General features: G+C 72.4%; 19 protein-coding genes. 11 read left to right on the forward strand and 8 right to left on the reverse strand.

The features are described from left to right. Positions 1–81 precede the first annotated feature (81 nt). The 4 genes from ACIBST_RS47950 (at position 82) to ACIBST_RS47965 (ending at position 8,474) form a co-directional block, all read left to right on the forward strand. Complete coding sequence (locus ACIBST_RS47950; protein WP_397180134.1) at positions 82–4,899, forward strand: ATP-dependent helicase; 4,818 nt, start codon at positions 82–84, stop codon at positions 4,897–4,899. 67 nt (positions 4,900–4,966) lie between these two features. After that, positions 4,967–5,644, forward strand: a complete 678-nt coding sequence (locus tag ACIBST_RS47955; RefSeq protein WP_397180135.1) for a GntR family transcriptional regulator — start codon at positions 4,967–4,969, stop codon at positions 5,642–5,644. A 126-nt stretch (positions 5,645–5,770) separates the two neighbouring features. Continuing rightward, positions 5,771–7,585, forward strand: a complete 1,815-nt coding sequence (locus tag ACIBST_RS47960; RefSeq protein ID WP_397180172.1) for a gamma-glutamyltransferase — start codon at positions 5,771–5,773, stop codon at positions 7,583–7,585. A 169-nt stretch (positions 7,586–7,754) separates the two neighbouring features. Further along, complete coding sequence (locus ACIBST_RS47965; protein WP_397180136.1) at positions 7,755–8,474, forward strand: sulfite exporter TauE/SafE family protein; 720 nt, start codon at positions 7,755–7,757, stop codon at positions 8,472–8,474. Between the two features lie 65 nt (positions 8,475–8,539). Here the strand turns inward: ACIBST_RS47965 and ACIBST_RS47970 are convergent, their stop codons facing one another. The 3 genes from ACIBST_RS47970 to ACIBST_RS47980 all read right to left on the reverse strand — a co-directional run bounded on the left by ACIBST_RS47970 (position 8,540) and on the right by ACIBST_RS47980 (position 11,517). Continuing rightward, positions 8,540–9,625, reverse strand: a complete 1,086-nt coding sequence (locus ACIBST_RS47970) for a glutamate--cysteine ligase (RefSeq protein ID WP_397180137.1) — start codon at positions 9,623–9,625, stop codon at positions 8,540–8,542. A gap of 74 nt (positions 9,626–9,699) precedes the next feature. After that, entirely contained in the window at positions 9,700–10,356 is a 657-nt protein-coding gene (locus ACIBST_RS47975; RefSeq protein WP_397180138.1) for a M15 family metallopeptidase, read from the reverse strand. A gap of 12 nt (positions 10,357–10,368) precedes the next feature. Beyond that, the gene (locus tag ACIBST_RS47980) at positions 10,369–11,517 is read right to left on the reverse strand and encodes an ROK family transcriptional regulator (RefSeq protein WP_352323153.1); all 1,149 of its coding nucleotides are present in this window, start codon (positions 11,515–11,517) and stop codon (positions 10,369–10,371) included. Between the two features lie 137 nt (positions 11,518–11,654). Here ACIBST_RS47980 and ACIBST_RS47985 point away from each other — a divergent pair, with 137 nt between their 5' ends. The 4 genes from ACIBST_RS47985 (at position 11,655) to ACIBST_RS48000 (ending at position 16,354) form a co-directional block, all read left to right on the forward strand. Further along, positions 11,655–12,974, forward strand: coding sequence for an extracellular solute-binding protein (locus ACIBST_RS47985; protein ID WP_397180139.1), 1,320 nt, complete (start codon positions 11,655–11,657; stop codon positions 12,972–12,974). Positions 12,975–12,976: 2 nt separating this feature from the next. Continuing rightward, positions 12,977–13,990, forward strand: a complete 1,014-nt coding sequence (locus tag ACIBST_RS47990) for a carbohydrate ABC transporter permease (RefSeq protein WP_397180140.1) — start codon at positions 12,977–12,979, stop codon at positions 13,988–13,990. Beyond that, positions 13,987–14,838 carry a carbohydrate ABC transporter permease gene (locus ACIBST_RS47995; RefSeq protein ID WP_352352381.1) on the forward strand — a complete coding sequence of 284 codons (852 nt, stop codon included), beginning with the start codon at positions 13,987–13,989 and terminating at the stop codon, positions 14,836–14,838. Before ACIBST_RS47990 ends, ACIBST_RS47995 begins: the two co-directional genes overlap by 4 nt. Before the next feature lie 76 nt (positions 14,839–14,914). After that, on the forward strand, positions 14,915–16,354 hold the full coding sequence (locus ACIBST_RS48000; RefSeq protein WP_397180141.1) for a glycoside hydrolase family 3 protein: 1,440 nt from the start codon (positions 14,915–14,917) through the stop codon (positions 16,352–16,354). 24 nt (positions 16,355–16,378) lie between these two features. On the opposite strand, the gene ACIBST_RS48005 is transcribed toward ACIBST_RS48000, so the two are convergent. After that, positions 16,379–17,560: an ROK family protein gene (locus ACIBST_RS48005; protein ID WP_397180173.1), complete on the reverse strand. Its 1,182-nt coding sequence runs from the start codon at positions 17,558–17,560 to the stop codon at positions 16,379–16,381. A gap of 89 nt (positions 17,561–17,649) precedes the next feature. Between ACIBST_RS48005 and ACIBST_RS48010 the strand changes: the two genes are divergently transcribed. From ACIBST_RS48010 to ACIBST_RS48020, 3 genes are all read left to right on the forward strand, one after another. Next, positions 17,650–19,521, forward strand: coding sequence for an endonuclease/exonuclease/phosphatase family protein (locus ACIBST_RS48010; RefSeq protein ID WP_397180142.1), 1,872 nt, complete (start codon positions 17,650–17,652; stop codon positions 19,519–19,521). An 8-nt stretch (positions 19,522–19,529) separates the two neighbouring features. Further along, complete coding sequence (locus ACIBST_RS48015; protein WP_358291879.1) at positions 19,530–19,979, forward strand: Rrf2 family transcriptional regulator; 450 nt, start codon at positions 19,530–19,532, stop codon at positions 19,977–19,979. Positions 19,980–20,062: 83 nt separating this feature from the next. Next, positions 20,063–20,842 (forward strand): DNA-formamidopyrimidine glycosylase family protein, encoded by a 780-nt coding sequence (locus tag ACIBST_RS48020; RefSeq protein ID WP_397180143.1) that lies wholly within the window; start codon positions 20,063–20,065, stop codon positions 20,840–20,842. Here the strand turns inward: ACIBST_RS48020 and ACIBST_RS48025 are convergent. The 4 genes from ACIBST_RS48025 to rimO form a co-directional block, all read right to left on the reverse strand. After that, the gene (locus tag ACIBST_RS48025; protein WP_352323171.1) at positions 20,839–21,195 is read right to left on the reverse strand and encodes a helix-turn-helix transcriptional regulator; all 357 of its coding nucleotides are present in this window, start codon (positions 21,193–21,195) and stop codon (positions 20,839–20,841) included. The genes ACIBST_RS48020 and ACIBST_RS48025 overlap by 4 nt on opposite strands. A 286-nt stretch (positions 21,196–21,481) precedes the next feature. Beyond that, positions 21,482–21,973, reverse strand: a complete 492-nt coding sequence (locus tag ACIBST_RS48030) for a CinA family protein (RefSeq protein ID WP_397180144.1) — start codon at positions 21,971–21,973, stop codon at positions 21,482–21,484. A gap of 8 nt (positions 21,974–21,981) precedes the next feature. Next, complete coding sequence (gene pgsA / locus ACIBST_RS48035; RefSeq protein ID WP_357985696.1) at positions 21,982–22,554, reverse strand: CDP-diacylglycerol--glycerol-3-phosphate 3-phosphatidyltransferase; 573 nt, start codon at positions 22,552–22,554, stop codon at positions 21,982–21,984. Further along, positions 22,551–23,960, reverse strand: a complete 1,410-nt coding sequence (gene rimO / locus ACIBST_RS48040; RefSeq protein WP_352323163.1) for a 30S ribosomal protein S12 methylthiotransferase RimO — start codon at positions 23,958–23,960, stop codon at positions 22,551–22,553. Before rimO ends, pgsA begins: the two co-directional genes overlap by 4 nt. Positions 23,961–24,014 lie beyond the last annotated feature (54 nt).

A 24,014-nucleotide genomic window follows, 5' to 3' on the forward strand; every position in this document is an offset into this window, starting at 1 on the left:
TCGCTGTATGTCCGCCTTGACCCCCGCTCAATCACCCGGCGTCGCTCCAATGCGTTTTCTGTCGGTGGCGCGAGGCAGTATGTGCTGGTGAGCTCGCTAGACCACTTCACCCAGGTGACCAGGCAATGGTTCGCCGGCGCCTTCCAGGCGCCCACGGCGGCCCAGGAGGGCGCGTGGGAGTCGATCGCGCGCGGCGACAACACGCTGGTCGTCGCGCCCACGGGGTCGGGCAAGACGCTGGCGGCGTTCCTGTGGTCGCTCGACCGGCTCGCGGCGCGGGCGGCCGGGCAGGCACCGGGCGAGGGCGCGGCGAAGGGGCACAAGCCGGGCACCCGCGTGCTCTATGTGTCGCCCCTCAAGGCGCTGGCCGTCGACGTCGAGCGCAACCTGCGCGCGCCGCTGGCCGGGCTCAGGCAGACGGCGCGCCGGCTCGGGCTGCCGGTGCCGGAGATCTCGGTGGCGATCCGCTCCGGCGACACCCCGGCCGAGGAGCGCAGGCGGTTCGCCGCCAAGCCGTCCGACATTCTGATCACCACCCCCGAGTCGCTGTTCCTGCTGCTCACCAGCCAGGCGCGCGACGCGCTGCGCGACGTCGAGACGGTGATCGTCGACGAGGTGCACGCGGTCGCGGCCACCAAGCGCGGCGCCCATCTGGCGCTCAGCCTGGAGCGGCTCGACGCGCTGCTGGAGCGTCCGGCCCAGCGGGTGGGGCTGTCGGCGACCGTGCGGCCGGTGAGCGAGGTGGCGGCCTTCCTCGGCGGCACGCGTCCGGCGACGGTGGTGCAGCCGCCGTCCGACAAGCGCATCGAGATCGAGGTCGTCGTCCCGGTCGAGGACATGACGGAGATGGCGGGCGCGCCCGATCCCGAGCAGGTCGAGCCGTCGTCCGGCCGGTCGATCTGGCCCCATGTGGAAGACCGCCTGTTCGACCTGATCGAGTCCCACAGCTCGACGATCGTGTTCGCCAACTCCAGGCGGCTGGCCGAGCGGCTGTGCACCCGGCTCAACGAGCTGGCCTACACGCGGCGGCAGGGGCCCGAGGCGATCGACCTGTCGATCTGGGAGACACCGCCGCAGGACCAGGAGCCCCCGCCGGACGACCGGGAGCCGCCGTCCAGGCGCATGCCGGCCGAGACGATGGCGCAGGCGGGGGCGAGCAAGGGCGTGGTGAGCGAGATCGTCCGGGCCCACCACGGCTCGGTGTCGAAGGAGGAGCGGGCCCAGATCGAGGAGGCGCTCAAGTCGGGGCGGCTGCCCGCCGTGGTCGCCACCTCCAGCCTGGAACTGGGCATCGACATGGGCGCGGTCGACCTGGTGGCGTGCGTGGAGGCCCCGCCGAGCGTGGCCAGCGGGCTGCAGCGCATCGGCCGGGCCGGCCACCAGGTGGGCGCGGTCTCCCGAGGGGTGATCTTCCCCAAGTACCGGGGCGACCTCGTCCAGACGGCCGTGGTGGCCGAGCGCATGCGCGGCGGGCAGATCGAGGAGCTGCGCTACCCGCGCAACCCGCTCGACGTGCTGGCCCAGCAGATCGTGGCCATGACCGCGCTCGACGAGTGGACCGTCGACGAGCTGGAGACCGTGGTCAAGCGGGCCGCCCCCTACGCCACCCTGCCGCGCAGCGCGCTGGAGGCCACGCTCGACATGCTGGCCGGGCGCTACCCGAGCGAGGAGTTCGCCGAGCTGCGGCCGCGCATCGTCTGGGACCGCGTCACCGGCGCGCTCCAGGGGCGGCCCGGCGCGCAGCGGCTGGCCGTGACCAACGGCGGCACGATCCCCGACCGCGGCCTGTTCGGCGTGTTCCTCGTGGGCGAGAAGGCGTCCCGGGTGGGCGAGCTCGACGAGGAGATGGTCTACGAGTCGCGGGTGGGCGACGTGTTCGTGCTGGGCGCGACGTCGTGGCGGATCGAGGACATCACGGCCGACCGGGTGCTGGTCTCGCCCGCTCCCGGGCAGCCGGGGAAGCTGCCGTTCTGGCACGGCGACGCGGCCGGGCGGCCGGCCGAGCTGGGCCGGGCGATCGGGCAGTTCCTGCGGGAGCAGGCCAAGCAGGGTTCCACCGACCGCATCAGGGAGGCGGGGCTCGACGAGTTCGCCGCGAGCAACCTGCTGGCCTACCTCGACGAGCAGCGCGAGGCCACGGGCTACGTGCCCGACGACCGTACCCTGCTGGTCGAGCGCTTCCACGACGAGCTGGGCGACTGGCGGGTGGTGATCCACTCCCCCTACGGCGCGCGGGTGCACGCGCCCTGGGCGCTGGCGATCAACCGGCGGCTGCGCGAGCGTTACGGCATCGACGTGCAGGCCGTGCACTCCGACGACGGCATCGTGCTGCGCATCCCCGACACGCTGGCCGAGCCGCCCACCGACGTGGCGGCGTTCGACGCCGAGGAGATCGAGCAGATCGTCACCGAGGAGCTGGGCGGGTCGGCGATGTTCGCCTCCCGGTTCAGGGAGTGCGCGGGGCGGGCGCTGCTGCTGCCACGCCGTGTGCCGGGCCGGCGCAGCCCGCTGTGGCAGCAGCGCCAGCGGGCCGCCCATCTGCTGGGCGTGGCCTCCCAGTACGCCTCGTTCCCGATCGTGCTGGAGACGATGCGCGAGTGCCTCCAGGACGTGTTCGACGTGCCGGGGCTGGTCCAGCTCATGCGCGGCATCGCGGCGCGCCGGATCCGGGTGGTGGAGGTCGAGACGTCGCAGGCCTCGCCGTTCGCCGCGTCGCTGCTGTTCCACTACGTCGGCGCGTTCATGTACGAGGGCGACGCGCCGCTGGCCGAACGCCGCGCGCAGGCCCTGGCGCTGGACACCACGCTGCTGGCCGAGCTGCTCGGCCAGGCCGACCTGCGCGAGCTGCTCGATCCCGACGTGATCGTGAGCAGCGAGCGCGAGCTGGCCCGGCTCGACCGGCCGCTGCGCGACGCCGAAGACCTGGCCGACCTGCTGCGTTCGCACGGGCCGCTGCTGACGCCCGACGTGAGCGTGCGCGGCGGCGACCCGTCCTGGCTGGAGGAGCTGGAACGCGCGCGCCGGGCCATCCGCGTGCGCGTCGCGGGCGAGGAGCAGTGGGCGGCCGTGGAGGACGCCGCCCGGCTGCGCGACGCGCTCGGCGTGCCGCTGCCCGTGGGGGTGCCGCACGTGTTCCTGGAGCCGGTGCCCGACCCGCTGGCCGACCTGGTGGCCCGGCACGCCCGCACCCGCGGTCCCTTCCACGCCGGCACCGCCGCCGCCAGGTTCGGGCTCGGCACGGCCGTGGTCACCGACGCGCTGCGGCGGCTGGCCGCGTCGGGGCGCGTCGTGAACGGGGAGTTCCGGCCGGGCGGCCGGGGCGAGGAGTGGTGCGACGCCGGGGTGCTGCGGATGTTGCGCCGCAGGTCGCTGGCCCGGCTGCGCAAGGAGGTCGAGCCGGTCGCACCCGAGACGCTGGCCCGCTTCCTGCCCGCCTGGCATGGCATCACCGGTTCTGGCACGTCGTCCGAGGGCTCGCGGGCCGGGGCGGCGCGGGCCATGGACGCGCTGGTGCGGTCCGTCGAGCAGCTCCAGGGTGCCGCGGTGCCGGCGTCCGCGCTGGAGACGCTGGTGCTGCCGTCGCGCGTGCCCGGCTACCATCCTGCGCTGCTCGACGAGCTGACCTCGTCGGGCGAGGTGATGTGGGTGGGGCAGGGGTCGTTGCCCGGCGGCGACGGATGGGTGTCGCTCTACTTCGCCGACACCGCGCCGCTGCTGCTGCCCGACCCGGCCGAGATCACGATGACGCCGCTGCACCAGCGCGTGCTCGACCTGCTGGGCGGCGGGGGCGCGCTGTTCTTCCGGGGCATCTCCGACCAGCTCGGGGCCCAGGGCGGGGCGCTCGACGACGCGACGCTGGTCTCCGCGTTGTGGGACCTGGTGTGGTCGGGGCGAATCTCCGGCGACACGCTCGCGCCGCTGCGGGCCACGCTGGGCACCGGGCGTCCCGCGCACCGGCCCGCCACGACGCGGCGGCGCCGGGCCGTGCTGCCGTCGAGGAGCGGGCCGCCGACCGTGGCCGGGCGGTGGTGGCTGCTGCCCGGTCCGGCCGACGACGCGACGCAGCGGGCGCACGCGCAGGCCGAGGTGCTGCTCGAACGGCACGGCGTGGTGACGCGCGGGGCGGTGACCTCCGAACGGCTGCCCGGCGGGTTCACGCCCGTCTACCAGGTGCTTCGGGCCTACGAGGAGAGCGGGCGGTGCCGCCGGGGGTACTTCGTCGAGGGGCTGGGAGGTGCGCAGTTCGCGCTGGCGGGGGCGGTCGACCGGATGCGCGCCATGGCCCCGAGCCTCGCACCGACCGGGGGCGGGCCGGGCGAGGGTTCCGGTCCGCCGCCCGAGGTCCCCGCCTGGGAGATCGGCCGGCCCGGCGGCGGTGACTTCGGTGGCGGGGTCGGTGGCGGATTCGGTGGCGGGTTCGGCGGTGGGGCCGGCGGTCCAGAGGGTGGCCGGAGCTCGCGGCCCGGTGGCGGCGGGTTCGACCAGGGCGGCGAGGCCGGGTTGCTCGGGCGCGGCGGCCGGGGCGGGTCCGGGCGGCGGGCCGTGGTGCTGGCCGCCGCCGACCCGGCCAGCCCGTACGGGGCCGCGCTGCCGTGGCCGCAACGTCCCGGCGACGTCGGGCACAAGCCGGGCAGGAAGGCCGGCTCGCTGGTCGTGCTCGTGGACGGTCACCTCGTCCTCTACGTGGAGCGGGGCGGCAAGACGTTGCTGTCGTTCGCCGACGACGAGCGGCTGCAACCGGCGGTCGACGCGCTGGCGCTGGCCGTCCGCGACGGAGCGCTCGGGAAGCTGACGGTGGAGCGGGCCGACGGCGCGTCCATCGTGGAATCGCCGCTGGCGGCTGCCCTGGAGGCGGCCGGGTTCCATCCGACCCCCCGGGGGCTGCGCCTGCGCGCCTGACCGGTCGGTGGTGTCAGCGGTCGATGGCGATCGGCCGTCCGCGGATTTGTATACGATGGGCGGCCATATGGCTGATGAGATGCGGGGCGCAGGGCGTACGACGCTGCTGGGCGAGGTCACCGAGGAGCTGCGTCGTCGCATCCTGTCCGGCGAGCTGGCCCAGGGCGAGCGGCTGGTCGAGGATCGGCTGGCCGCGCTGCTCGGCGTGTCGCGCAACCCCGTGCGCGAGTCCATCCGGGTGCTGGCCGCCGAGGGGTTCGTCGAGGTCGTCCCACGGGTCGGCGCGAGGGTCGCGCGGCTGACGGCCGAGGAGGGCGAGGAGCTCTTCGACGTGCGCATGGCGGTCGAGGGCCTGGCCGCCCGGCTGGCGGCGCGCAAACGCAGCCCGGAGGCCGTCGCGCGGCTGCGCCGGGTGCTCGACGCGGCCAAGCGGGCCGTGGAGGCCGGGCGACCGGCGGAGGTGGCCGACCTCAACACCGCCTTCCACCTGGCCGTGGGCGAGGCGGCGGGCAACTCCTACCTCAGCCTGATGATGAAGCCCATGGTGCTGCGGGCGCAGTGGGTCTTCAGCCAGACCGCCGCCGTCCGGGGGCCGCACTCCTGGACGGAGCACCTGAGCCTGTGCGAGGCCATCGCGGCGGGCGACGAGGACGAGGCCCAGGCCAGGGCGGTCGCGCACGTCGCCGCCGCCCGCCGGTCGTTCCTCGCGGCCGTGCCCCGTACGGCGAACCAGCCGGCCGACTAGACAGGCGGCAACCGGTACCCCGCGACGCGGGTGGGACTCGAGGATTGTATACAGTCTCCTGAACCCGTCCCCCCGGAGGAGAGACCGTTGTTCACCACCAGGCCCGAGCTGACGGGCGACTTCGGCATGGTCGCCGGCACCCACTGGCTGGCCTCGGCGGCCGGGATGGGCGTGCTGGAGCGCGGCGGCAACGCCTTCGACGCGGCGGTGACGGCCGGGTTCGTGCTCCAGGTCGCCGAACCCCACCTGAACGGCCCCGGCGGCGAGGTGCCGATCCTGCTGTGGAGCGAGGAGGAGCAGAAGGTCTCGGCGGTGTGCGGGCAGGGCGTCGCCCCCGCCGCCGCGACCGTCGAGCGCCTCGCCGCGATGGGGCTGGACGTCGTCCCCGGCACGGGCCTGCTGGCGGCGACGGTGCCGGGCGCGTTCGGCGGCTGGATGCTGCTGCTGGAGCGCTGGGGCACCTGGTCGCTGGCCGAGGTGCTGGCCCCGGCGATCCACTACGCCGAGCGCGGCGTGCCGGTGCTCGACCGGATCGCCGCCACGATCGGGACGGTCGAAGAGCTGTTCAGGCACGACTGGCCCACGTCGGCGGCCACCTGGCTGCCGGACGGCCGGGTGCCCGCGCCGGGTTCGAGGCTGGCCAACCCGGTGCTCGCGGCGACCTACCGCAGGCTGGTCGCCGAGGCCGAGGCCGCCTCGGCCACCCGCGAAGGTCAGCTCGCCGCCGCCCGGCACGCCTGGTACGAAGGGTTCGTCGCCGAGGCCGTCGCCGCTTTCAGCACCGGCACCGCCTGGCGGGACAGCTCCGGCGAGGTCCACGGCGGCCTGCTCACCGGGGACGACCTGGCCCGCTGGTCCGCCACGGTCGAGGAGCCGGTGAGCTTCGACTACCGCGGGCACACCGTGTACAAGACGGGACCTTGGGGGCAGGGGCCGGTCTTCCTGCAGCAGCTCGCCCTGCTGTCCGGGTTCGACCTCGACGCCGTCGACTTCCTGGGCGCCGACTACGTGCACGTGGTGACCGAGGCGGCCAAACTCGCCTTCGCCGACCGCGAAGCCTGGTACGGCGACGCGGACGTGCCCATGGCCGACCTGCTGAGCGCGTCGTACAACGAAGAGCGGCGGCGGCTGATCGGGGCCCAGGCCAGCCTGGAGCTGCGGCCGGGCGCGCCCGGCGGCCGGGAGCCGCGGCTGCCGGTCCTCCCGCCGGGCACGGCGGCCGTCTCCCCCGCGATTCCCGCGCCCGTTCGTCCGGGCATCGGCGAGCCGACGGTCGCCCGCCACGACACACCGCCGACCGGCCGCCCGCGCCCCCTGACCGGCGCCGGTGAGCAGACGGTGACGCCCGACGGCGCGGTGCGGGGCGACACCTGTCATGTGGACGTCGTGGACCGGTTCGGCAACATGGTCTCGGCCACGCCCAGCGGCGGCTGGCTGCAGAGCTCCCCCACGATCCCCGAGCTGGGCTTCTGCCTGGGCACCAGGGCGCAGATGTTCTGGCTGCAGGAGGGGCTGCCCGCGTCGCTGCGGCCCGGCGCGCGACCGCGCACCACGCTCTCGCCGTCGTTCGCCACCCGGGACGGCAGGCCGTGGCTGGCGTTCGGCACGCCGGGCGGCGACCAGCAGGACCAGTGGAGTGTCGCCTTCTTCCTGGCCGTCGTGCACGGGCGGCTGAACCTCCAGGAGGCGATCGAGGCGCCCATGTTCCACTCCGCGCACTTCCCCAGCTCGTTCTTTCCGCGTGGCTCGCGTCCCGGGGTGTTGCACGTCGAGGAGCGGCTCGACCCCGGCGTGGTGGCCGAGCTGCGGCGGCGCGGGCACGAGGTCGAGGTCGAGGGTCCGTGGTCGCTCGGCAGGCTGAGCGCGGTGGCCCGCGACGGCGCCTTCCTGCGGGCCGCCGCCAACCCCCGCGGCGCCCAGGGCTACGCGGCGGGCCGATGACCACCAACCGCCCGTCCCGCCCCAAAACGACGACGCCCACCGACCACACGTCCCACCTCAAAGCGAGGACGCCCACCGACCGCACGCCCCGGCCAACGGCCGGGGCCAGCGCCGGGCGGGTGGTTCGGTTGGGGGTGGGGTGGTGACGGTTGGGGAGGTTGTCTTTCTGGTGGGGGCCGGGTTGCTGGCTGGGGTGGTCAACGCTCTGGCCGGGGGCGGCACGTTGATCTCCTTCCCGGCGCTGGTGGCGTTCGGCTACCCGGGCGTCACGGCGTCGGTCACCAACGCGGTGGCCCTGTGGCCCGGTTACCTGGGCGGCGTCGTCGGCTACCGCGCCGAGCTGCGCGGGCAGCGGCGCAGGGTGACGGCGCTGTCGGCCGCCACCGTGGCGGGCGCCGTGGCGGGCTGTTCGCTGCTGCTGCTCACGCCGGGCCGGCTGTTCGACTCGCTGGTGCCGTGGCTGGTGACGTTCGCCAGCCTCGCGCTGCTGGCCCAGCCGTGGCTCAAGGACCGCTTCGGCGGCGCGGCCGGGCAGCCTCCGAGCAGGCTGGTGTACGCCGGGGTGTTCGTGGGCGGCTGCTACGGCGCCTACTTCAACGGCGGGATGGGCGTGCTGCTGCTGGCCGTGCTCGGCATGTTCCTGCACGACGACCTGCACCGGGTCAATGCCGTACGGGCCGCGTTGTCGCTGGTCGTCAGTACGGTGTCGGTGGTGGCGTTCGCGCTGTTCGGGCCGGTGGAGTGGCAGGCCGTGGCGGTGGTGGCGCCGGCCAGCCTGGCGGGTGGCTTCCTCGGCACCCGCGTGGCCCGGCTCATGCCGCCGAACGTGCTCCGTGGCGTCGTCGTGACCTTCGGCCTCGGCGTGGCGGCGGTGCTCGCGCTGCGTTGAGAACTGCGTCGAAACCGCGATGGAAATGCGGTGGAAATGCGGCGGGACTGCGGTGAACGGGCGGGTCAGGCGACGGTGGCCTCGATGAGGTCGTCGACCACGTCGGTCAGGTCGTTGCCCCGGGCGTGCACGCGCCGCTGGCGCACCGCCCCGGAGCCCTTGCTCAGCAGCCGTTCCAGGCCCTCGTCGATGAAGGTCAGGTCGCCGGCCTCGGCCAGCGCGGCGCTCACGTGCCCGAACAGCCGGCGGGCCATCACCGTGGCGGGCACGAGCGTTCCGTGCCGCACGTCGAGGCTGTCGCCGACCAGGCCGTCCCGGGCGGCCCGCCAGTAGGCGGCCCGCAGCACCTCCGACGGGATGGGCAGCCCGCGGTCGCCGCGCGCCACCTCCCGCAACGCGGTCACGACCAGGGCCCGGATCAGGCCGATGATCGTCAGGCTGTCGCTCACGTCGAGCGGCACGTCGGCCACCCTGATCTCGACCGTCGGCAGCCTCGGCGACGGACGGGTGTCCCAGAAGACCGTCTTGGGGTCCATCAGCGCGCCCGACTCCGACAGCGCCCGCAGCGCCAGTTCGTAGTCGCCGAACGTCGGGAAGTACGGCGGCGCCCCGGACACCGGCCACCGCCCCCAGCTGATCACCCGCCAGGACGCGTAGCCGGTGTCGCGGCCCACGAAGAACGGCGAGTTGGCGGCCAGCGCGATCAGCGTCGGCAGCCAGGGTCTGAGATGGTTGCCGACGTAGACGGCGATCTCCTCGTCCGGTACGTCGACGTGCACGTGCAGCGCGCAGATGCTGATCTCGTCCTGCAACGCCCGGTAGAGCTCCTTGCCCTGCTGGTAGCGGTGGTCGTCGGTGAGCGGCGGCGGCATGACGTTGCCGAGCACCGGGATGCCGCTGGCCACGACCGCCAGGCCGCAGGACCGGGCCGCCTCGGCCACCTCCTTCCGTGCTGCCCGGAGCTGGGAGCCCAGCTCACTGAGGTCGGCGGAGGGCGGCGTACGGGCCTCCACCTGGAAACGGGTGATCTCGTGGGCCACGTCGAGCATGTCCGTCGCGGCGGCCAGGACCTCGGCCGCCCGGGGGGACACGTGGCGGGTGCGGGGATCGACGACGAGGTATTCCTCTTCGATCCCGATCAACGGAACCATGCACACCTCGCTGGGGGAGTCCGAAGAGCCTCCGCCACAGGTTGTGCCCGTACCGCTGCCGGGGGAAAACCTGGCTAGAAGGGGGCAGGACCGTACAGGGCGGCGGGGGCGCCGGTGGACATGGCCCAGTAGCGGTCGCCGTACGACCAGTGCCACCACTCGGTCGGGTAGTTGACCAGGCCCACGGGCTCCAGGGCGGCGGCCAGGATCTCGCGGTGGACGCGGGCCTGCGCCGGGATGCCGGCGGCGGCCGTGTAGCAGGCGCCGTCGCTCTCCTCGGGGTTGTCGTTGACCTGGGTGCCCATGTCGTACTCGGTGCCGTCGGGGGCGCACAGGGTCAGGTCGACGGCGGCGCCGGCGGTGTGGGGAGCGACCTCAACAGGGGAGACATACCGACTGGCCGCGATAAAGGACTCGTCAGGCGACATGTCGGGATAAGTGGTGAGGAGCTCCTCGCGATACCCCTCGAAGATACGCCGCTGCGTGGCGATGGGCCGGTATCCCTCGACGATCAGCAGGTGGAAGCCGTCGGGCAACGAGCGCTCGGCCCGCTCCAGCCGGTCGAGCAGCCCCGCGCGCAGGTGCGCGTACGCGCCGTCGGCGTCGGCCATCCGCGTGTCGACCCGCAGCCGCCCGCGTACGTCGGCCAGCGGTTCGCCGCACTCCCGGACGGGGATCGCCGAGACGCGCGGATCGGAGATGAGGACTACGTCGGTGTCGAGCTGCCACATGGGCAGAAATTCTCACACAGTGTCGGAGAAAACCTGCTCCCGGGCCTGCTCCAGGGCCGCGACCATGGCCCCGCGCAGCACCGCGTTGCCGGTCACCTTGGTGGTCACCACGGTCGGCTGGCTCGGGCACACGCGGGCCACGGCCTCCTCGACCTTGGCGGCCAGCCGCTCGCCGCCGGCCCGGCCGACGTCGCCGCTGAGCACGATCAGCCCGGGGTCGAGCACGACGGCCACGGCCGCCGCGCCCACGGCCAGGCGGCCCGCCACCTCGTCCAGGTAGTCCTCGTCGCCGTTGCGGACCAGGTCGGGCACGGTGTAGCCGATCACGCCGTGCTCGCCGGCCAGGCCGCGCAGGGCGTCGTGGCCCACCAGGCGCTGGAACGAGCCCGACTGCGGCTGCGAGACGTCGGACGGCAGCGGCTCCCCCGGCACCGGCAGCCAGCCGATCTCGCCCGCGCCGCCGGTGATCCCCCGGTGCAGCCGGCCGCCGAGCATGACGCCGAGGCCCTGGCCGACGCCGGCCCAGATGACCACGAAGTCGTCGTGGCCGACGGCGGCGCCGTAGCGGCTCTCGGCCAGGGCGACGAGGTTGACGTCGTTCTCTATCGTCACCGAGCCGCCGAGGGTCTGGCGCAGGCTGGCCAGCACGCCGACGTGCCAGTCGGGCAGGTCGTAGGACCAGCGCACGTCGCCGCTGCGGGGATCGACGACGCCCCGGGTGCCGATGACGAAGGAGCGGAGCTGGGAGAGCTCGACGCTGGCCGTGGCGCAGGCCCGCTGGACGGCCGAGTGGACCGCCTTGACCGGATCACGGGCGTCGGACGGGTTGACCGTCACCTCGACAACGATTTTACCTGTGATGTCCGCCACACCGACAGTGAGGCTGTCGGGCAGCACCTCCAGACCGGCGACGTACGCGCTCGACGGAACCACGGCGTACAGGGCGGCGTGCGGGCCCCGGCCGCCGGCGCGCTCGCCCGCGACCTCCACCAGGCCCCGCTCTTCGAGTCGAGCGAGCAGCTGACCTGCGGTTACCTTGGATAGCCCCGTTCGCTCCCCCAGTTCGGCGCGGGTCAGCGGACCGTCCGCGAGGAGGAGTTCAAGTGCCGAGCGGTCGTTCAACCTGCGCAGCAACCGGGGGATCCCCGGGCTTCGACTCATTACCGCACCCCTCTCGTCACGAATGGCTAACGAGCGTTTCTTTTAAGAAAGTTTCTTGTTAGTTTAACAGCGTCGTTCGGCATTTGACGATCAGCCTGGTGCGGACCGTAGGCCAGCACCCGGGAAGGGAGAACCCTGTGAGGATCGCGAAGATCACAGCCACTACGGTCACCACGGCCGCCCTGGCCCTGGGCCTGGCCGCCTGTGGGTCAAGCGAGGAGCCGAAGCCGTCGTCCAGCGCGGCCGCCCCCGCTTCCAGTGGCCCGAAGTTCGCGGGCAAGACGCTCAGCGTGTGGCGTCTCGGCGACAGCAACCCTGCCGCCGCCAAGTACATGGAAGAGCTCAACGCCGAGTTCAAGACGCAGACCGGCGCCGAGGTCAAGCTTGAGTGGATCCCGTGGCCGCAGGTGGCGGACAAGTTCGCCGCCGCCGCGACCGGCACCGGCCCGGACGTGACCGAGATCGGCAACGACCAGGTCCCGATGTGGCAGAGCCAGGACGCGCTCACTCCCATCACCGACATCGCGCACGAGGGTGACCGGGCCCAGATCCCCCAGAACCTCTACGGCTACGAGACGGTCGACGGCGAGGTCTACGGCATCCCGTGGGGCGCCGGCGCCCGCGCCGTGCTCTACCGCAAGGACTGGTTCGCCGACCTGAAGATCGAGGTTCCCAAGACCTGGGACGAGCTCGTCGCCGCGGCCAAGAAGATCCAGAAGGAGAAGGGCGCCGGCGTCGACGGCTTCGCCTTCAACGGCGGCTCCGACGCCAACCACCTGCTGGCCGCGTTCGCCTGGTCCGAGGGCGGCGAGTTCGCCGTCAAGGAGGGCGACAAGTGGGTCGGCAAGCTGACCGACCCCGGCTTCCAGAAGGGCTTCGAGACCTACACCGGCCTGGTCACCGGCGGTCTGTCCAGCAAGGCGAACCTGACGCTGAACACCGTCGACATCCGCAAGCGCTTCGCCAACAACAAGGTGGCGATGTACCTCACCGCCGGCTGGGACCTGCCCGGCATCGAGGAGGACTCGAAGGGCAAGCTGAAGGGCGACAAGCTCGGCTTCTTCCCGCTGCCCGCCAAGACCGGCGGCCTGGCCCCGTCCTTCTTCGGCGGCAACGACATCGCGCTGTGGGGCGGCACCAAGGAGGCCGACCTCGGCAAGGAGTACATCAAGCTCGCCACCAGCAAGACCTGGGCCGACCGCTACGCCAAGGAAGGCGGCCTGCTGCCGGTCTACCCCGACACCCTGGCGGCGCTGAACGAGGACCCGGCGCAGGGCCCGTTCGCCCAGGCCTTCGCCAAGGCCAAGGCGTTCCCGGCCGACCCGAACTGGGCCGAGGCCGACGCCACCAAGGCCGTGCTGCAGAACGCGGCACGCGCCGTCATCGAGGGCAAGAAGGACACCACCACGGCCCTCGCTGACGCCAACAAGGAACTCGAAGAGATCCTGAACCAGTAACGATGGCGAACACGACTACGGTCACCCGGGGCAGGGGCTCGTCCCCCGCCCCGGGGCGCCGCCGTAAGAAGGGCGGCGGGCCCGTCAAGGCCACCGGGATGCCCACCTGGAGCATCCCGTACGTGCTGCTCGTCCCCGGTCTGCTGGTCATCGCGGGACTGCTGCTGTACCCGATGTTCCAGCTCGGCGTGATGGCCTTCCAGAAGGTCGGGCTCGCGCAGATCAGGGGGAGCAAGCCGGCCGAATGGGTGGGCCTGGACAACTTCAACAAGGTCCTCTCCAACGACATCTTCTGGTCGGCTCTGCGCAACACCGTGGTGTTCGCCTTCGTCGCCGTCAGCCTCACCCTGATCGTGGGCACCGCGGTCGGCGTCCTGCTGAACAAGCTCGGCAAGAAGATGTCCCTGTTCGTGGTCATCGGGTGCATGTTCGCCTGGGCCGTGCCGCCGGTCGCGCAGGGCGTCATCTGGCGCTCGCTCTTCGACGCCGAGTCCGGCATCGTGAACTGGCTGCTCAACCTGCTGCCCGACTGGCTGGCCGCGCCGCCCGCCGGCCAGCGGGACTGGTCGGGCACCCCCTGGCTCAACGACACCTTCCCGCTCTACGTCGCGCTGATCGTGTGCGTGGTGTGGGCCGGGTTCCCGTTCATCGCGGTCTCGGTGCTGGCCGGCCTCAAGGGCATCCCGTCCGAGCTGTACGAGGCGGCCAAGGTCGACGGCTCGGGGGCGTGGCGGACGTTCAGGAAGATCACCCTGCCGCTGCTCAAGCCGGTCTTCGCCGTCCTGACGATCCTGTCGATCATCTGGGACTTCAAGGTCTTCAGCCAGCTCTACGTGCTGATGAACGGCCCGACCAACCGCGACGGTTTCAACCTGTCGATGTACGCGGTCGCGGAGGCGTTCAAGCCCCCGCAGAAGCTGGGCACGGGCGCGGCGATCTCCATCGTGCTGACGATCATCCTGCTCATCATCACCGTCGCGTACGTCCGGCAGATCGTGAAGCAGGAGGAGATGTGAACGCGCTGGCCCGCAAGAAGCTCGGGAAGATCCTCCTGAACACGGCCGGCGTGCTGGTCTTCCTCTACGCGGTCTTCCCCGTCTACTGGATGGTCTCCACCGGCTTCAAGGAGAACGACCAGATCTTCACGACGGAGTTCATCCCGTTCCCGACGCACTTCACCTTCGACCACTTCGCGCGGGTGCTGACCGAGGGCGTGGCGAACAACTCCATCTGGCTCTACATGCGCAACAGCGCGATCGTGGCGCTCGGCACCGTGCTCATCGGCTCGGTCTTCGCGCTGCTGTCGGCCACGGCCATCGCCCGCTTCCGCTTCAAGGGGCGCGGCACGTTCCTGGTCATCCTGCTCATCGTGCAGATGCTGCCAGCCGAGGGCCTGCTCATCCCGCTGTACATGATGGTCAAGCGGGTCGGCCTGGGTGACCAGCTCATCGGGCTGATCATCACCCAGGTCGCGCTGACGCTGCCGTTCGGCATCTGGATGTTGCGCACGTTCGTGGCCGCGGTGCCGCGGACGCTGGAGGAGGCGGCCTGGATCGACGGCGCGAGCCGCCTGACCACGTTCTGGAAGGTGCTGTTCCCGCTGGTCGCGCCGGGGTTGGTGGCCACGAGCATCTTCTCGTTCATCACCGCCTGGAACGATCTGGTGTTCGCCCTCTACCTGATGTCGGGTTCCGAGGGCTACACGATGCCGGTCGCCCTGCAGTACTTCTTCGGCCAGAAGGGCGTCGACTGGGGCGCGATCATGGCCGGTTCCACCCTGATGACCCTTCCGGTGGTCGTCTTCTTCCTGCTGGTACAACGCCGCATGGTCGCCGGTCTCACCGCCGGCGCCGTGAAGGGGTAACAGGCACTGATCCTCGTACGGCTCGGGCTGGTCCGGGCCGTACCCGATCGTGCCGTCATTCAAGTGATGAGGAGCCATGAGTCAGAGTGATCGGGGGCTGCGTCGCCTCGCGGCCGGCACGCTGCTCGTCGCCTTCCAGGGCACCACGGCGCCCGACTGGGTGCTGCGTGAGCTGGACAACGGCCTGGGCGGCGTGACGCTCTTCGGGTTCAACGTCGCCGGTCCCGACCAGGTCAGGTCGCTCACCACGACGTTGCGCGCCTCGGCCGAGCCCGTCATCTCGCTCGACGAGGAGGGCGGGGACGTCACCCGGCTGGCCTACCACGTCGGCAGCCCGTACCCGGGGAACGCGGCGCTGGGGGCGGTCGACGACGTGGACCTGACCTGCCGGGTCTATGCGGCGATCGGGTCCGAGCTGGCCGCGTGCGGCATCAACCTGGACCTCGCGCCGAGCGCGGACGTCAACACCGAGGCCGACAACCCGGTGATCGGGACCAGGTCCTTCGGCGCCGACCCGGCGCTGGTGGCCAGGCACACGGTCGCGGCGGTCAACGGCCTGCAGTCGGTGAACGTGGCCGCCTGCGTCAAGCACTTCCCCGGCCACGGCGCCACCCGGGTGGACTCCCACCTGGCCGTGCCCGTCGTGGACGTCGGCCTGGACGTGCTGCGCGCCCGCGAGCTCGCGCCGTTCCGGGCGGCCATCGAGGCCGGCGCCAGGACCGTGATGACCGCCCACGTGGCGGTTCCGGTGGTGACCGGGGACACTCCGGCCACCCTGTCACCCGCCGCTCTGACCGGGCTCCTCAGGGGCGAGCTCGGCTACGACGGCGTGGTGATCACCGACGCGCTGGACATGCACGCGATCACCAAGAGCGTCGGCCTGGCCAACGGCGCCGTGCTCACGCTCGCGGCCGGGGCGGACCTGATCTGCCTCGGCCCGATCCCCGGCGAGGACGACGTCCAGCGGGTCATCGGGGAGATCGTGGCCGCGGTGACCGAGGGCCGCCTGCCGGCCGCCAGGCTGGAGGAGGCGGCCGACCGCGTGGGAGCGCTGCGGGCCTGGTTCGGCACGCCCGAGGTGATCGCGGCCGAGCAGAACGGGGTCGGCCTGCACGCCGCCCGCCGCGCCGTGCGGCTGACCGGCGAGACGGAACCCCTGGTGGAACCCCTGGTGATCGAGGTGGACACCCCGCCCACGATCGCCGTGGGGAACGTGCCATGGGGTGTGGGCCCGTGGCTGCCGGACGCCGAGATCGTCCGCGTCGAGCCCGCGGCCGCCGACGTCCCCGCCCTGCTGGCCAAGGCCGCGAACCGGTCGCTGGTCATCGTGGTGAAGGACGCCCACCGCTACCAGGAGAGCCAGGAACTGGTCTCCGCCCTGGTGGCGGCCCGCCAGGACGCGACGGTGATCGAGATGGGCCTGCCCGTCTGGCGGCCCGACAGCGCCGCCTACATCGCCACGTACGGGGCGGCCAGGGCCAACGCCCAGGCCGCCGTGGAACTGATCACCGCCTGAGACAGGCGGCCACGGCCCGCCGGATCAGGGCGCGAGGAGCTCCTCGCGCGCCTGGTCCAGGGCGGCCAGCACCGCGCCGCGCAGCACGGGGTTGGCGTGGGCCACCGCCGTGGTGACCACCTGCGGCCGCACCGGGCAGATCCGCGCCACGGCCTCCTCCACCCGGGAGGTCAGCGCGGATCCGCCGGCGTGGCCCACCTCCCCGGCCAGCACGACCAGCCCCGGGTCGAGGATCACGCAGACCGCCGCCACGCCCAGCGCCAGCCGGTGGGCGATCTCGTCGAGCATCGGCTCGCCGCGGGACCCGGCCGCCACCGCGACCTCGACGCACTCGCCGGCGCTCTCGGCCGTGAAGCCGTAGCCACGGGCCAGCTCGGCCACCGCCTCGGCGCTCACCAGCGACTGCAGGCCGCCCGCCAGCGACGGCAGCCGGCCCGGCTTGGTGCGGATGTCCTCAGGCAGCGGCACGCCGGGCACCGGCAGGTAGCCGATCTCCCCCGCGCTGCCCGAACGCCCCCGGTGGAGCTTGCCGCCCAGCATGACGGCCATGCCGAGGCCCCGGCTCGCCCACACCAGCACGAAGTCGTCGACGCCCTTGGCCGCGCCGTCGGCGTACTCGGCGATGGCGGCCAGGTTCACGTCGTTCTCGATCGTCACCTCGCGCCGCAGGTCGCCGGCGAGCGCCTCGTGGATGCCCTCGTGCCAGCCCGGCAGGTCGAAGGAGAAGCGCACGTCGCCGCTGCGCGGATCGACCACGCCCGGCGTGCCGATCACCACGCCGCGCAGCTTGGCCAGGCTGACCTTCGCGCTGCGGCACGCCTTGACGATCGCACCGTGCACCGCGGCCACCGGGTCGTCACGGCCGCCGGGATCGACGGTGACCTCGGCGATGGTGCGGCCGTGGATGTCGGCGACGGCAGTGGAGATCAGCTCGGGCCCCACCTCCAGACCGGCCACGTACGCGCTGGAGGGGATGACCGAGTAGAGCGCCGCGTTCGGCCCCCTGCCGCCCGCCTGCGCGCCCACCACCTCGACCAGGCCGCGCTCCTCCAGCCGCGCGAGCGTCTGGGAGGCGGTGACCTTGGACAGACCGGTCAGGTCGCCGATCTGCCCCCTCGTCATGGGGCCGGTGGCCAGCAACAGCTCCAGTGCGGCCCGATCGTTGATCTCCCGGAGAAGTCTGGGCACACCAGGACGACGCTCCACGCTGATTCCCACCGTCAATTCGAAAAGGTTGTTGGAAGTTTAGCGCCCCAGCTCTTGCATATCATCGGAGCCGAACACGAGGATGCCTCATGACAATCCCCCGCGGCCCGGCGATCATGCTCGCGCTCGGCCTCGTGCTGCTGCTGGACGTGTTGAGAGTCTTCCTCCCGTCGTTGATCACCCTGTTCGGCCGGGCGGGCGAGACGCCGCCGGAGCTGATGGGCCTCTACGCCGCCGCCTGGTTCATCCTGCCTTTCCTGGCGCTGTTAGCCAAGCCGCGCCACGCTCTGCTCGGCGGCGCCGCGGCGCTGGTCCTCGCCAGGATCCTGCTGCAGGCGGGCGCGAGCCAGCTCTACGTCGCCTCCGCCGGCGTCACCGCGGGCCTGGTCTTCCTGTACGGCTGCGCCCACGCCGTGCCGCGCCGGGCGGTCCCCGTCGGCGTCATGGGCGGCCTGAGCCTGTCACTGATCGTCCACCTGCTGCTGGACGGCGTGGACCTGGTCTGGCGCGACGGCCTCGTCCCGTGGCCGGCGGTGCTCTGCGCCTGCGCCGCCTTCCTGAGCCTGGTCCGGCCGCCGGCCGCCGAGGTGGACCGCGCGCCCACGCTCACCTGGTTCCTGCTCGGCCCGGCGATGCTGCTGACCGGCGTGGCCGCCACGGGCTGGGCCAAGCCGGAGCAGAGCCCGACCGACGTGTGGCCGGTGCTGGCAGGTGCCGGCCTGCTCGCCGTCGTCCTGGTCATGGTCGTGGCGCAGGCCGCCCAGCCGCCGCTGTCGCCGATCTTCGACCTCATCCTCGGGGTCCTGCTGGTGGTCTGCGCGGTGGGCCTGGCCCTGTCGGCGTCCTACTTCACCGTGCTGATGATCGGCTGGCTCGGCGGCCTGCTCGCCGGGACCGCGCGGCTCGACCGTCCCGCCGGGCGGCGTCCCGGCGTGGCCGTGCTCGGCGGCGGGCTGGTCTTCTTCGTCGGGCTGTTCGTCTACTACGCCGCCTACGACCTCGACCTGGGCTTCCCCAACGGCTTCGTCCTCGTGGCGGTGGCGGTGCTGGTGGCCGTCCTCTGCGTGGTCACGGCCCTGGTCCGGCACACGCCGCAGCCGGTCGTGCCGGTCCGCATCGGCTGGTTGCCGTTGGGCGTCGCCGTCCTGCTGGTGGGGCTGGTGACGCTGGGGGCGCCGGCCGCGCCGCCCGTACGGGCCAAGCAGGGCGACACCTTCACCCTGATCGCCTACAACATCCGCATGGGCTACGGCCTGGACGGCCGCCTGTCGCTCGACAAGATCGCGGCCTGGGCCGCCGCCCAGAAGCCCGACATCGTGCTGCTGAGCGAGGTGGACCGCGGCTGGCTGCTCAACGGCGGTCACGACGACCTGGCCAGGATCGCCCGCGGCCTCGGCATGCGCTACCACTTCGCGCCGGCCGCCGACAAGGTGTGGGGCGACGCGCTGCTCACCAACCTCCCGGTCAAGCAGGTGCACTCCCACCCCCTCGGCGCCCACGACTACCCCACGGGGGCGCAGGCCCAGACGATCGTCCTGGAGGTCGGCGGCAGGGAGGTGGGCATCGTCAACACCCACCTGCAGGCCCCCGAGGGCCAGGCGCCCGAGGTGGCCGCCATCGCCCGCGCCCTGGCCGCCGGCCGGGACGCCGCCGCCGCCGGGCACCTCTCCGTCGGAGCGGGGGCACAGGTGAGGCGGCCGGTGATCCTGGCGGGCGACCTCAACACGCGGCCCACCGATCCGGCCATGGAGGTGCTGAAGGCGGCCGGGCTGAGCGACCCGCTGACCGCGTTCGGGAACCCGCCGACCTCGCCCGCCGACGCCCCTAAGGAGCGCATCGACCACGTGCTGCTCACCAAGGGATTGACTGCGGTTTCTGCGCAGGCGCCGCGGTTGCCGTATTCGGATCACCTGCCCGTTCTGACGACCTTGCGCCTAACCAGTGTTGACCAGGAGGGATAATCGAGAACATGCGCCTTTCCGCTCGTGTCGACTACGCCCTCCGTGCCGCCGCTGAACTCGCCGCAGCCGGCGCGGGTCCGACTACCGTGGGTGAGCTCGCCAAGGAACAGGACATGCCTCCCAAATACCTGGAGAACATCCTGCTCCAGATGCGCCGCGCCGGCCTCGTGCGCGGCCAGCGGGGTCCCGAGGGCGGCTACGTGCTGGCCCGGCCCGCCGCGAACATCTCGCTCGCCGACGTGATCAGGGCCGTGGACGGGCCGCTGGCCAACGTGCGCGGCGAGCGTCCCGAACATGTCGGCTACCGGGGCCCGGCCGAGTCGTTGCAGCAGGTGTGGATCGCGTTGCGCGCCACCGAGCGGGCCATCCTGGAGGAGGTCACGCTCGAACAGGTCGCCTCGGGCAGCCTTCCCGAGCGCGTCCGCCAGCTCGCCGCCGACCCCGCCGCCTGGGACTGACCGCCGCGCCGGGCACTGGCCGCGGGCGCCCTCGGGCCCGTGGCCGCCGCCCCGGCCGGAGGACGGGTACCTAGACTGGAGGGATGCCCGAGGGAGACGCCGTCTACCGCACCGCTGCGCGCCTGCGCGGCGCGCTCGACGGCCGCGTGCTGACCAGGTCGGACTTCCGCGTCCCGCGGCACGCCACCGCCGACCTGAGGGGCCGGGCGGTGCTCACCACGGTCTCCAGGGGCAAGCATCTGCTGACCCGGGTCGAGGGCGGCCTGACCGTGCACACCCACCTGCGCATGGACGGAAGCTGGCGGGTCATGCCCGCGGGGCGGCGCACGGCCGGCGGCGACCAGGTGCGGCTGATCCTGGCCAACGAGGAGTGGCAGGCGGTGGGGATCAAGCTCGGCATGGTCGACCTGGTCACGACCGCCGACGAGCCGCGGCTGGTGGGGCACCTGGGGCCTGACCTGCTGGGCGCCGACTGGGATCCGGGCGAGGCCGTACGAAGGCTACGAGCGGCACCGGACAGGACGATCGGCGAAGCGCTGCTCGATCAGCGCAACCTGGCGGGGATCGGCACGATCTATCGCGCCGAGACCCTGTTCCTGCGCGGGATCTGGCCGTGGCGGAAGGTCGGGGAGATCGAGGATCTCGAAGGGCTCGTCACGCTGGCCCACCGGCTGCTGGAGGCCAACAAGGGGCATGGCGGCACGGTGACGACAGGTGATCGCCGCCCGGCGAACCAGACCTGGGTCTACGGCAGGGCAGGGAGACCCTGTCGCCGATGCGGCACGCGCATCAGCCGCGGGGAGATGGGGGCACAGCCACAGGAAAGGCTGATCCTGTGGTGTGGTGGCTGCCAGCCGCGTTAGGCCGCCACCATGTCCTTGACCTCGGGGAAGACGGTGTCGCCGATCGAGCCGGGAACCGTCTCGGCAAGGGGCAGACGCTCGTGCTCGGGCATGTCGGCCAGCACAGGCGCGGCCTGGAGCTCCGCCAGCGCGAACTGGTCGGAAACCTCACGCAACACCTGCGAGAGCGGCACACCGAGAGCACCGCAAATGGACGCGAGCAGCTCGGACGAGGCTTCCTTCTGGCCGCGTTCGACCTCGGAAAGATAGCCGAGCGAGACACGCGCCAGCGTGGACACCTCGCGTAGCGTGCGCCCCTGACGCACCCGCAACCGCCTCAGCACGTCACCGAGCAGCTGACGCAGCAGAATCATCTGTCGCTCCCTCCCCGGCGTGGATGTCTTCACCACGCCCCGCGCGATCGGATCGTGCCGCACATTGGTCTTCTTGGCTTCGTACATACTCCTCGCCGTCATCATGGGGCGTCGCCGCCCCGGGTCTGCCGCTCGTGCCTGGTCGCGCGACTCATCAGGCCCGCCTGCCGGGCGCTCGGTGCTTGCAGTTGGCTCACGGACCTCACTCACAGCTCCACCGTACCCGTATCCATCGACACCGCGTCAGACCGTGCTTCGCATGTTCGCTCGGGACGTAACACGGTAATCATCCGGAATGTTCCCCTTTGTTGGCCTTCAGCACACCTGCAAGGAGATCGACTGCCTCGTGCACCGTCCTTACCCGGATACGTTCGCGCGACCCCTCAAGGCTCAACGCCCGCACCAGGTTCTCCCCGTCCGGGCCGTGGACCGCGGCGTACACCAGGCCCACGGGCTTTCCGTCCTGCGGTTCCGGGCCGGCCACACCCGTCACGGCCAGCCCGTATCCCGCCCCGCACACCCGGGCGACCCCTTCGGCCATCGCCGCGGCCACCTCGGGATGCACGGCCCCCTCGCGCCGCAGCAGCTCGCCGGGCACGCCCAGCAGATCGCGCTTGAGATCGGTGGCGTAGGAGATCACCCCGCCCCGGTACGCCTTGGACGCCCCCGGGACCGACGTGAACGCGGCCCCGATGAGCCCGCCGGTCAGCGACTCGGCCACCGCCACGGTGGCGTCCTGCCGCACCAGCAGGGCCAGAACCTCGGCCACGTCCGCCATCGCTCAGATCACTCCCCACGCGCCCGTCTGGCCACCTGGCGCAGCTTGACCGCCCGTACGAGATAGTCGACGCCCGTCGCGACGGTGACGACCAGCGCCGCGCCCATCACCACCCATCGCAGCGGGTCGGGCACCCCCGGCAGGATGTAGAGCACGATGGCGGCGATCTGCAGCACGGTCTTGACCTTGCCGCCGTAGCTGGCCGGGATGACCGCGTGCCGCAGCAGCACCAGCCGGAGCAGGGTGATGCCCAGCTCGCGGCCCAGGATCACGATCGTGACCCACCACGGCAGCTCGTCGAGGATCGACAGGCACACCAGCGCCGCGCCGGTGAGCGCCTTGTCGGCGATCGGGTCGGCGATCTTGCCGAAATCGGTGATCAGCCCGTAGCGGCGGGCCAGCTCGCCGTCGAGATGGTCGGTGATCGAGGCGACCCCGAACACCCCCAGGGCGGCCAGCCGCCAGCCGGTGCCGGGCAGGAACAGGCATGCGACGAAGAAGGGGACGAGCGCCAACCGGAGGACCGTGAGGACGTTGGCGATGTTCCACGGGCTTACCACGCGGCGCTCGTCCCTGGTCATGGACTGGCCTTGATGCGCGCGATCAGGTCAACCCCCTCGGCGTCGACCACGACCGCGCGCACGATCTGTCCCTTGACCAGGCCGATGCCCTGGACCGTCACCGAGCCGTCGACCTCCGGGCCCTGGTGGGCGGCCCGGCCCTCGTAGCCGCCGTCTCCCAGGTCGTCGTCGATGAGCACGTCGACCTCCGTGCCGATGCGCTCCTCCGCGCGCTGGGCGGTCAGCTCCTCGGCCAGCTCGGTGAGCACGCGCACGCGCTCGTCGATGACCTCCTGGTCGAGCTTGCCCGGCAGGTTGGCCGCCTCGGTGCCGTCTTCGTCGGAGTAGCCGAACACGCCGATCACGTCGAGCCTGGCCTGCTCCAGGAAGCCGACCAGCTCGCCGAACTCCTCCTCGGTCTCGCCCGGGAAGCCCACGATGAAGTTGGAGCGCACGCCCGCCTCGGGAGCGCCCTTGCGCACGCTCTCCAGGAGGCCGAGGAAGCGCTCGGGGTCGCCGAAGCGGCGCATCCGGCGCAGGACGCCGCCGCTGGCGTGCTGGAAGGACAGGTCGAAGTAGTCGGCCACGCCCTCGGTGGCGGTGATGACGTCGATCAGCCCCGGCCGCAGCTCGGCGGGCTGCAGGTAGCTGACCCGCACCCGGTCGATCCCCGGGACGGCGGCGAGCTGCGGCAGCAGCTTCTCCAGCGCCCGCAGGTCGCCCAGGTCCTTGCCGTAGGAGGTGGAGTTCTCCGAGACCAGGACGAGCTCGCGCACGCCGCGATGAGCCAGCCAGTCGGCCTCGGCGAGCAGCTCGTCGGGGTTGCGCGAGACGTAGGCCCCGCGGAAGGCCGGGATGGCGCAGAACGTGCAGCGCCGGTCGCAGCCGGAGGCCAGCTTGAGCGAGGCGACCGGGCTCTCGTCGAGGCGCTTGCGCAGCACGCGCGGGCCGCTGGCGGGCGCGAGCCCGTCGGGCAGCTCGCCGTGGCCCGGGATGCCGGTCTTGGGCGCGCTGCCGCGCTCGACCGGCGAGATGGGCAGCAGCGTGCGGCGGTCGCGCGGCGTGTGCGGCTTGAGCGGACGCCCGGCCAGCACGTCGTCGAGCCGGCCGCCGATCTCGGTGTAGTCGTCGAAGGAGATGACGGCGCTCGCCTCGGGCAGTGCCTCGGCCAGCTCGTTGCCGTAGCGCTCGGCCATGCAACCCGCGGCCACCACCTTCGCCCCGGAGTCGGCGGCGGCGAGCAGCGTGTCGATGGAGTCTTTCTTGGCCGAGTCAATGAAGCCACACGTGTTGACGACGACGACGTCGGGGTCGTCGTCGCCCAGCTGCCAGCCGGCAGCCTCAAGTCGCGCGGCCAGCTCCTCGGAGTCGACCTCGTTGCGCGCGCAGCCCAGGGTGATCAGCGATGCGGTTCGGCGGGATGACATGGTGAACACTACGGTATCGGGAGTTGGCCACCACCTGATGCACGGCCTCCCCGC

This window comes from Nonomuraea sp. NPDC049684 (assembly GCF_044465345.1).
GTDB lineage: Bacteria > Actinomycetota > Actinomycetes > Streptosporangiales > Streptosporangiaceae > Nonomuraea.

Bases quoted from the DNA above. Each gene is read 5' to 3' on its own strand.
- ACIBST_RS47955 (WP_397180135.1), top strand. From the start codon at position 4,967: ATGGCTGATGAGATGCGGGGCGCAGGGCGTACGACGCTGCTGGGCGAG.
- ACIBST_RS47960 (WP_397180172.1), top strand. From the start codon at position 5,771: ATGGTCGCCGGCACCCACTGGCTGGCCTCGGCGGCCGGGATGGGCGTG.
- ACIBST_RS47970 (WP_397180137.1), bottom strand. From the start codon at position 9,625: ATGGTTCCGTTGATCGGGATCGAAGAGGAATACCTCGTCGTCGATCCC.
- ACIBST_RS47975 (WP_397180138.1), bottom strand. From the start codon at position 10,356: ATGTGGCAGCTCGACACCGACGTAGTCCTCATCTCCGATCCGCGCGTC.
- ACIBST_RS47980 (WP_352323153.1), bottom strand. From the start codon at position 11,517: ATGAGTCGAAGCCCGGGGATCCCCCGGTTGCTGCGCAGGTTGAACGAC.
- ACIBST_RS47990 (WP_397180140.1), top strand. From the start codon at position 12,977: ATGGCGAACACGACTACGGTCACCCGGGGCAGGGGCTCGTCCCCCGCC.
- ACIBST_RS48000 (WP_397180141.1), top strand. From the start codon at position 14,915: ATGAGTCAGAGTGATCGGGGGCTGCGTCGCCTCGCGGCCGGCACGCTG.
- ACIBST_RS48010 (WP_397180142.1), top strand. From the start codon at position 17,650: ATGACAATCCCCCGCGGCCCGGCGATCATGCTCGCGCTCGGCCTCGTG.
- ACIBST_RS48015 (WP_358291879.1), top strand. From the start codon at position 19,530: ATGCGCCTTTCCGCTCGTGTCGACTACGCCCTCCGTGCCGCCGCTGAA.
- ACIBST_RS48020 (WP_397180143.1), top strand. From the start codon at position 20,063: ATGCCCGAGGGAGACGCCGTCTACCGCACCGCTGCGCGCCTGCGCGGC.
- ACIBST_RS48025 (WP_352323171.1), bottom strand. From the start codon at position 21,195: ATGATTCTGCTGCGTCAGCTGCTCGGTGACGTGCTGAGGCGGTTGCGG.
- ACIBST_RS48030 (WP_397180144.1), bottom strand. From the start codon at position 21,973: ATGGCGGACGTGGCCGAGGTTCTGGCCCTGCTGGTGCGGCAGGACGCC.
- pgsA (WP_357985696.1), bottom strand. From the start codon at position 22,554: ATGACCAGGGACGAGCGCCGCGTGGTAAGCCCGTGGAACATCGCCAAC.
- rimO (WP_352323163.1), bottom strand. From the start codon at position 23,960: ATGTCATCCCGCCGAACCGCATCGCTGATCACCCTGGGCTGCGCGCGC.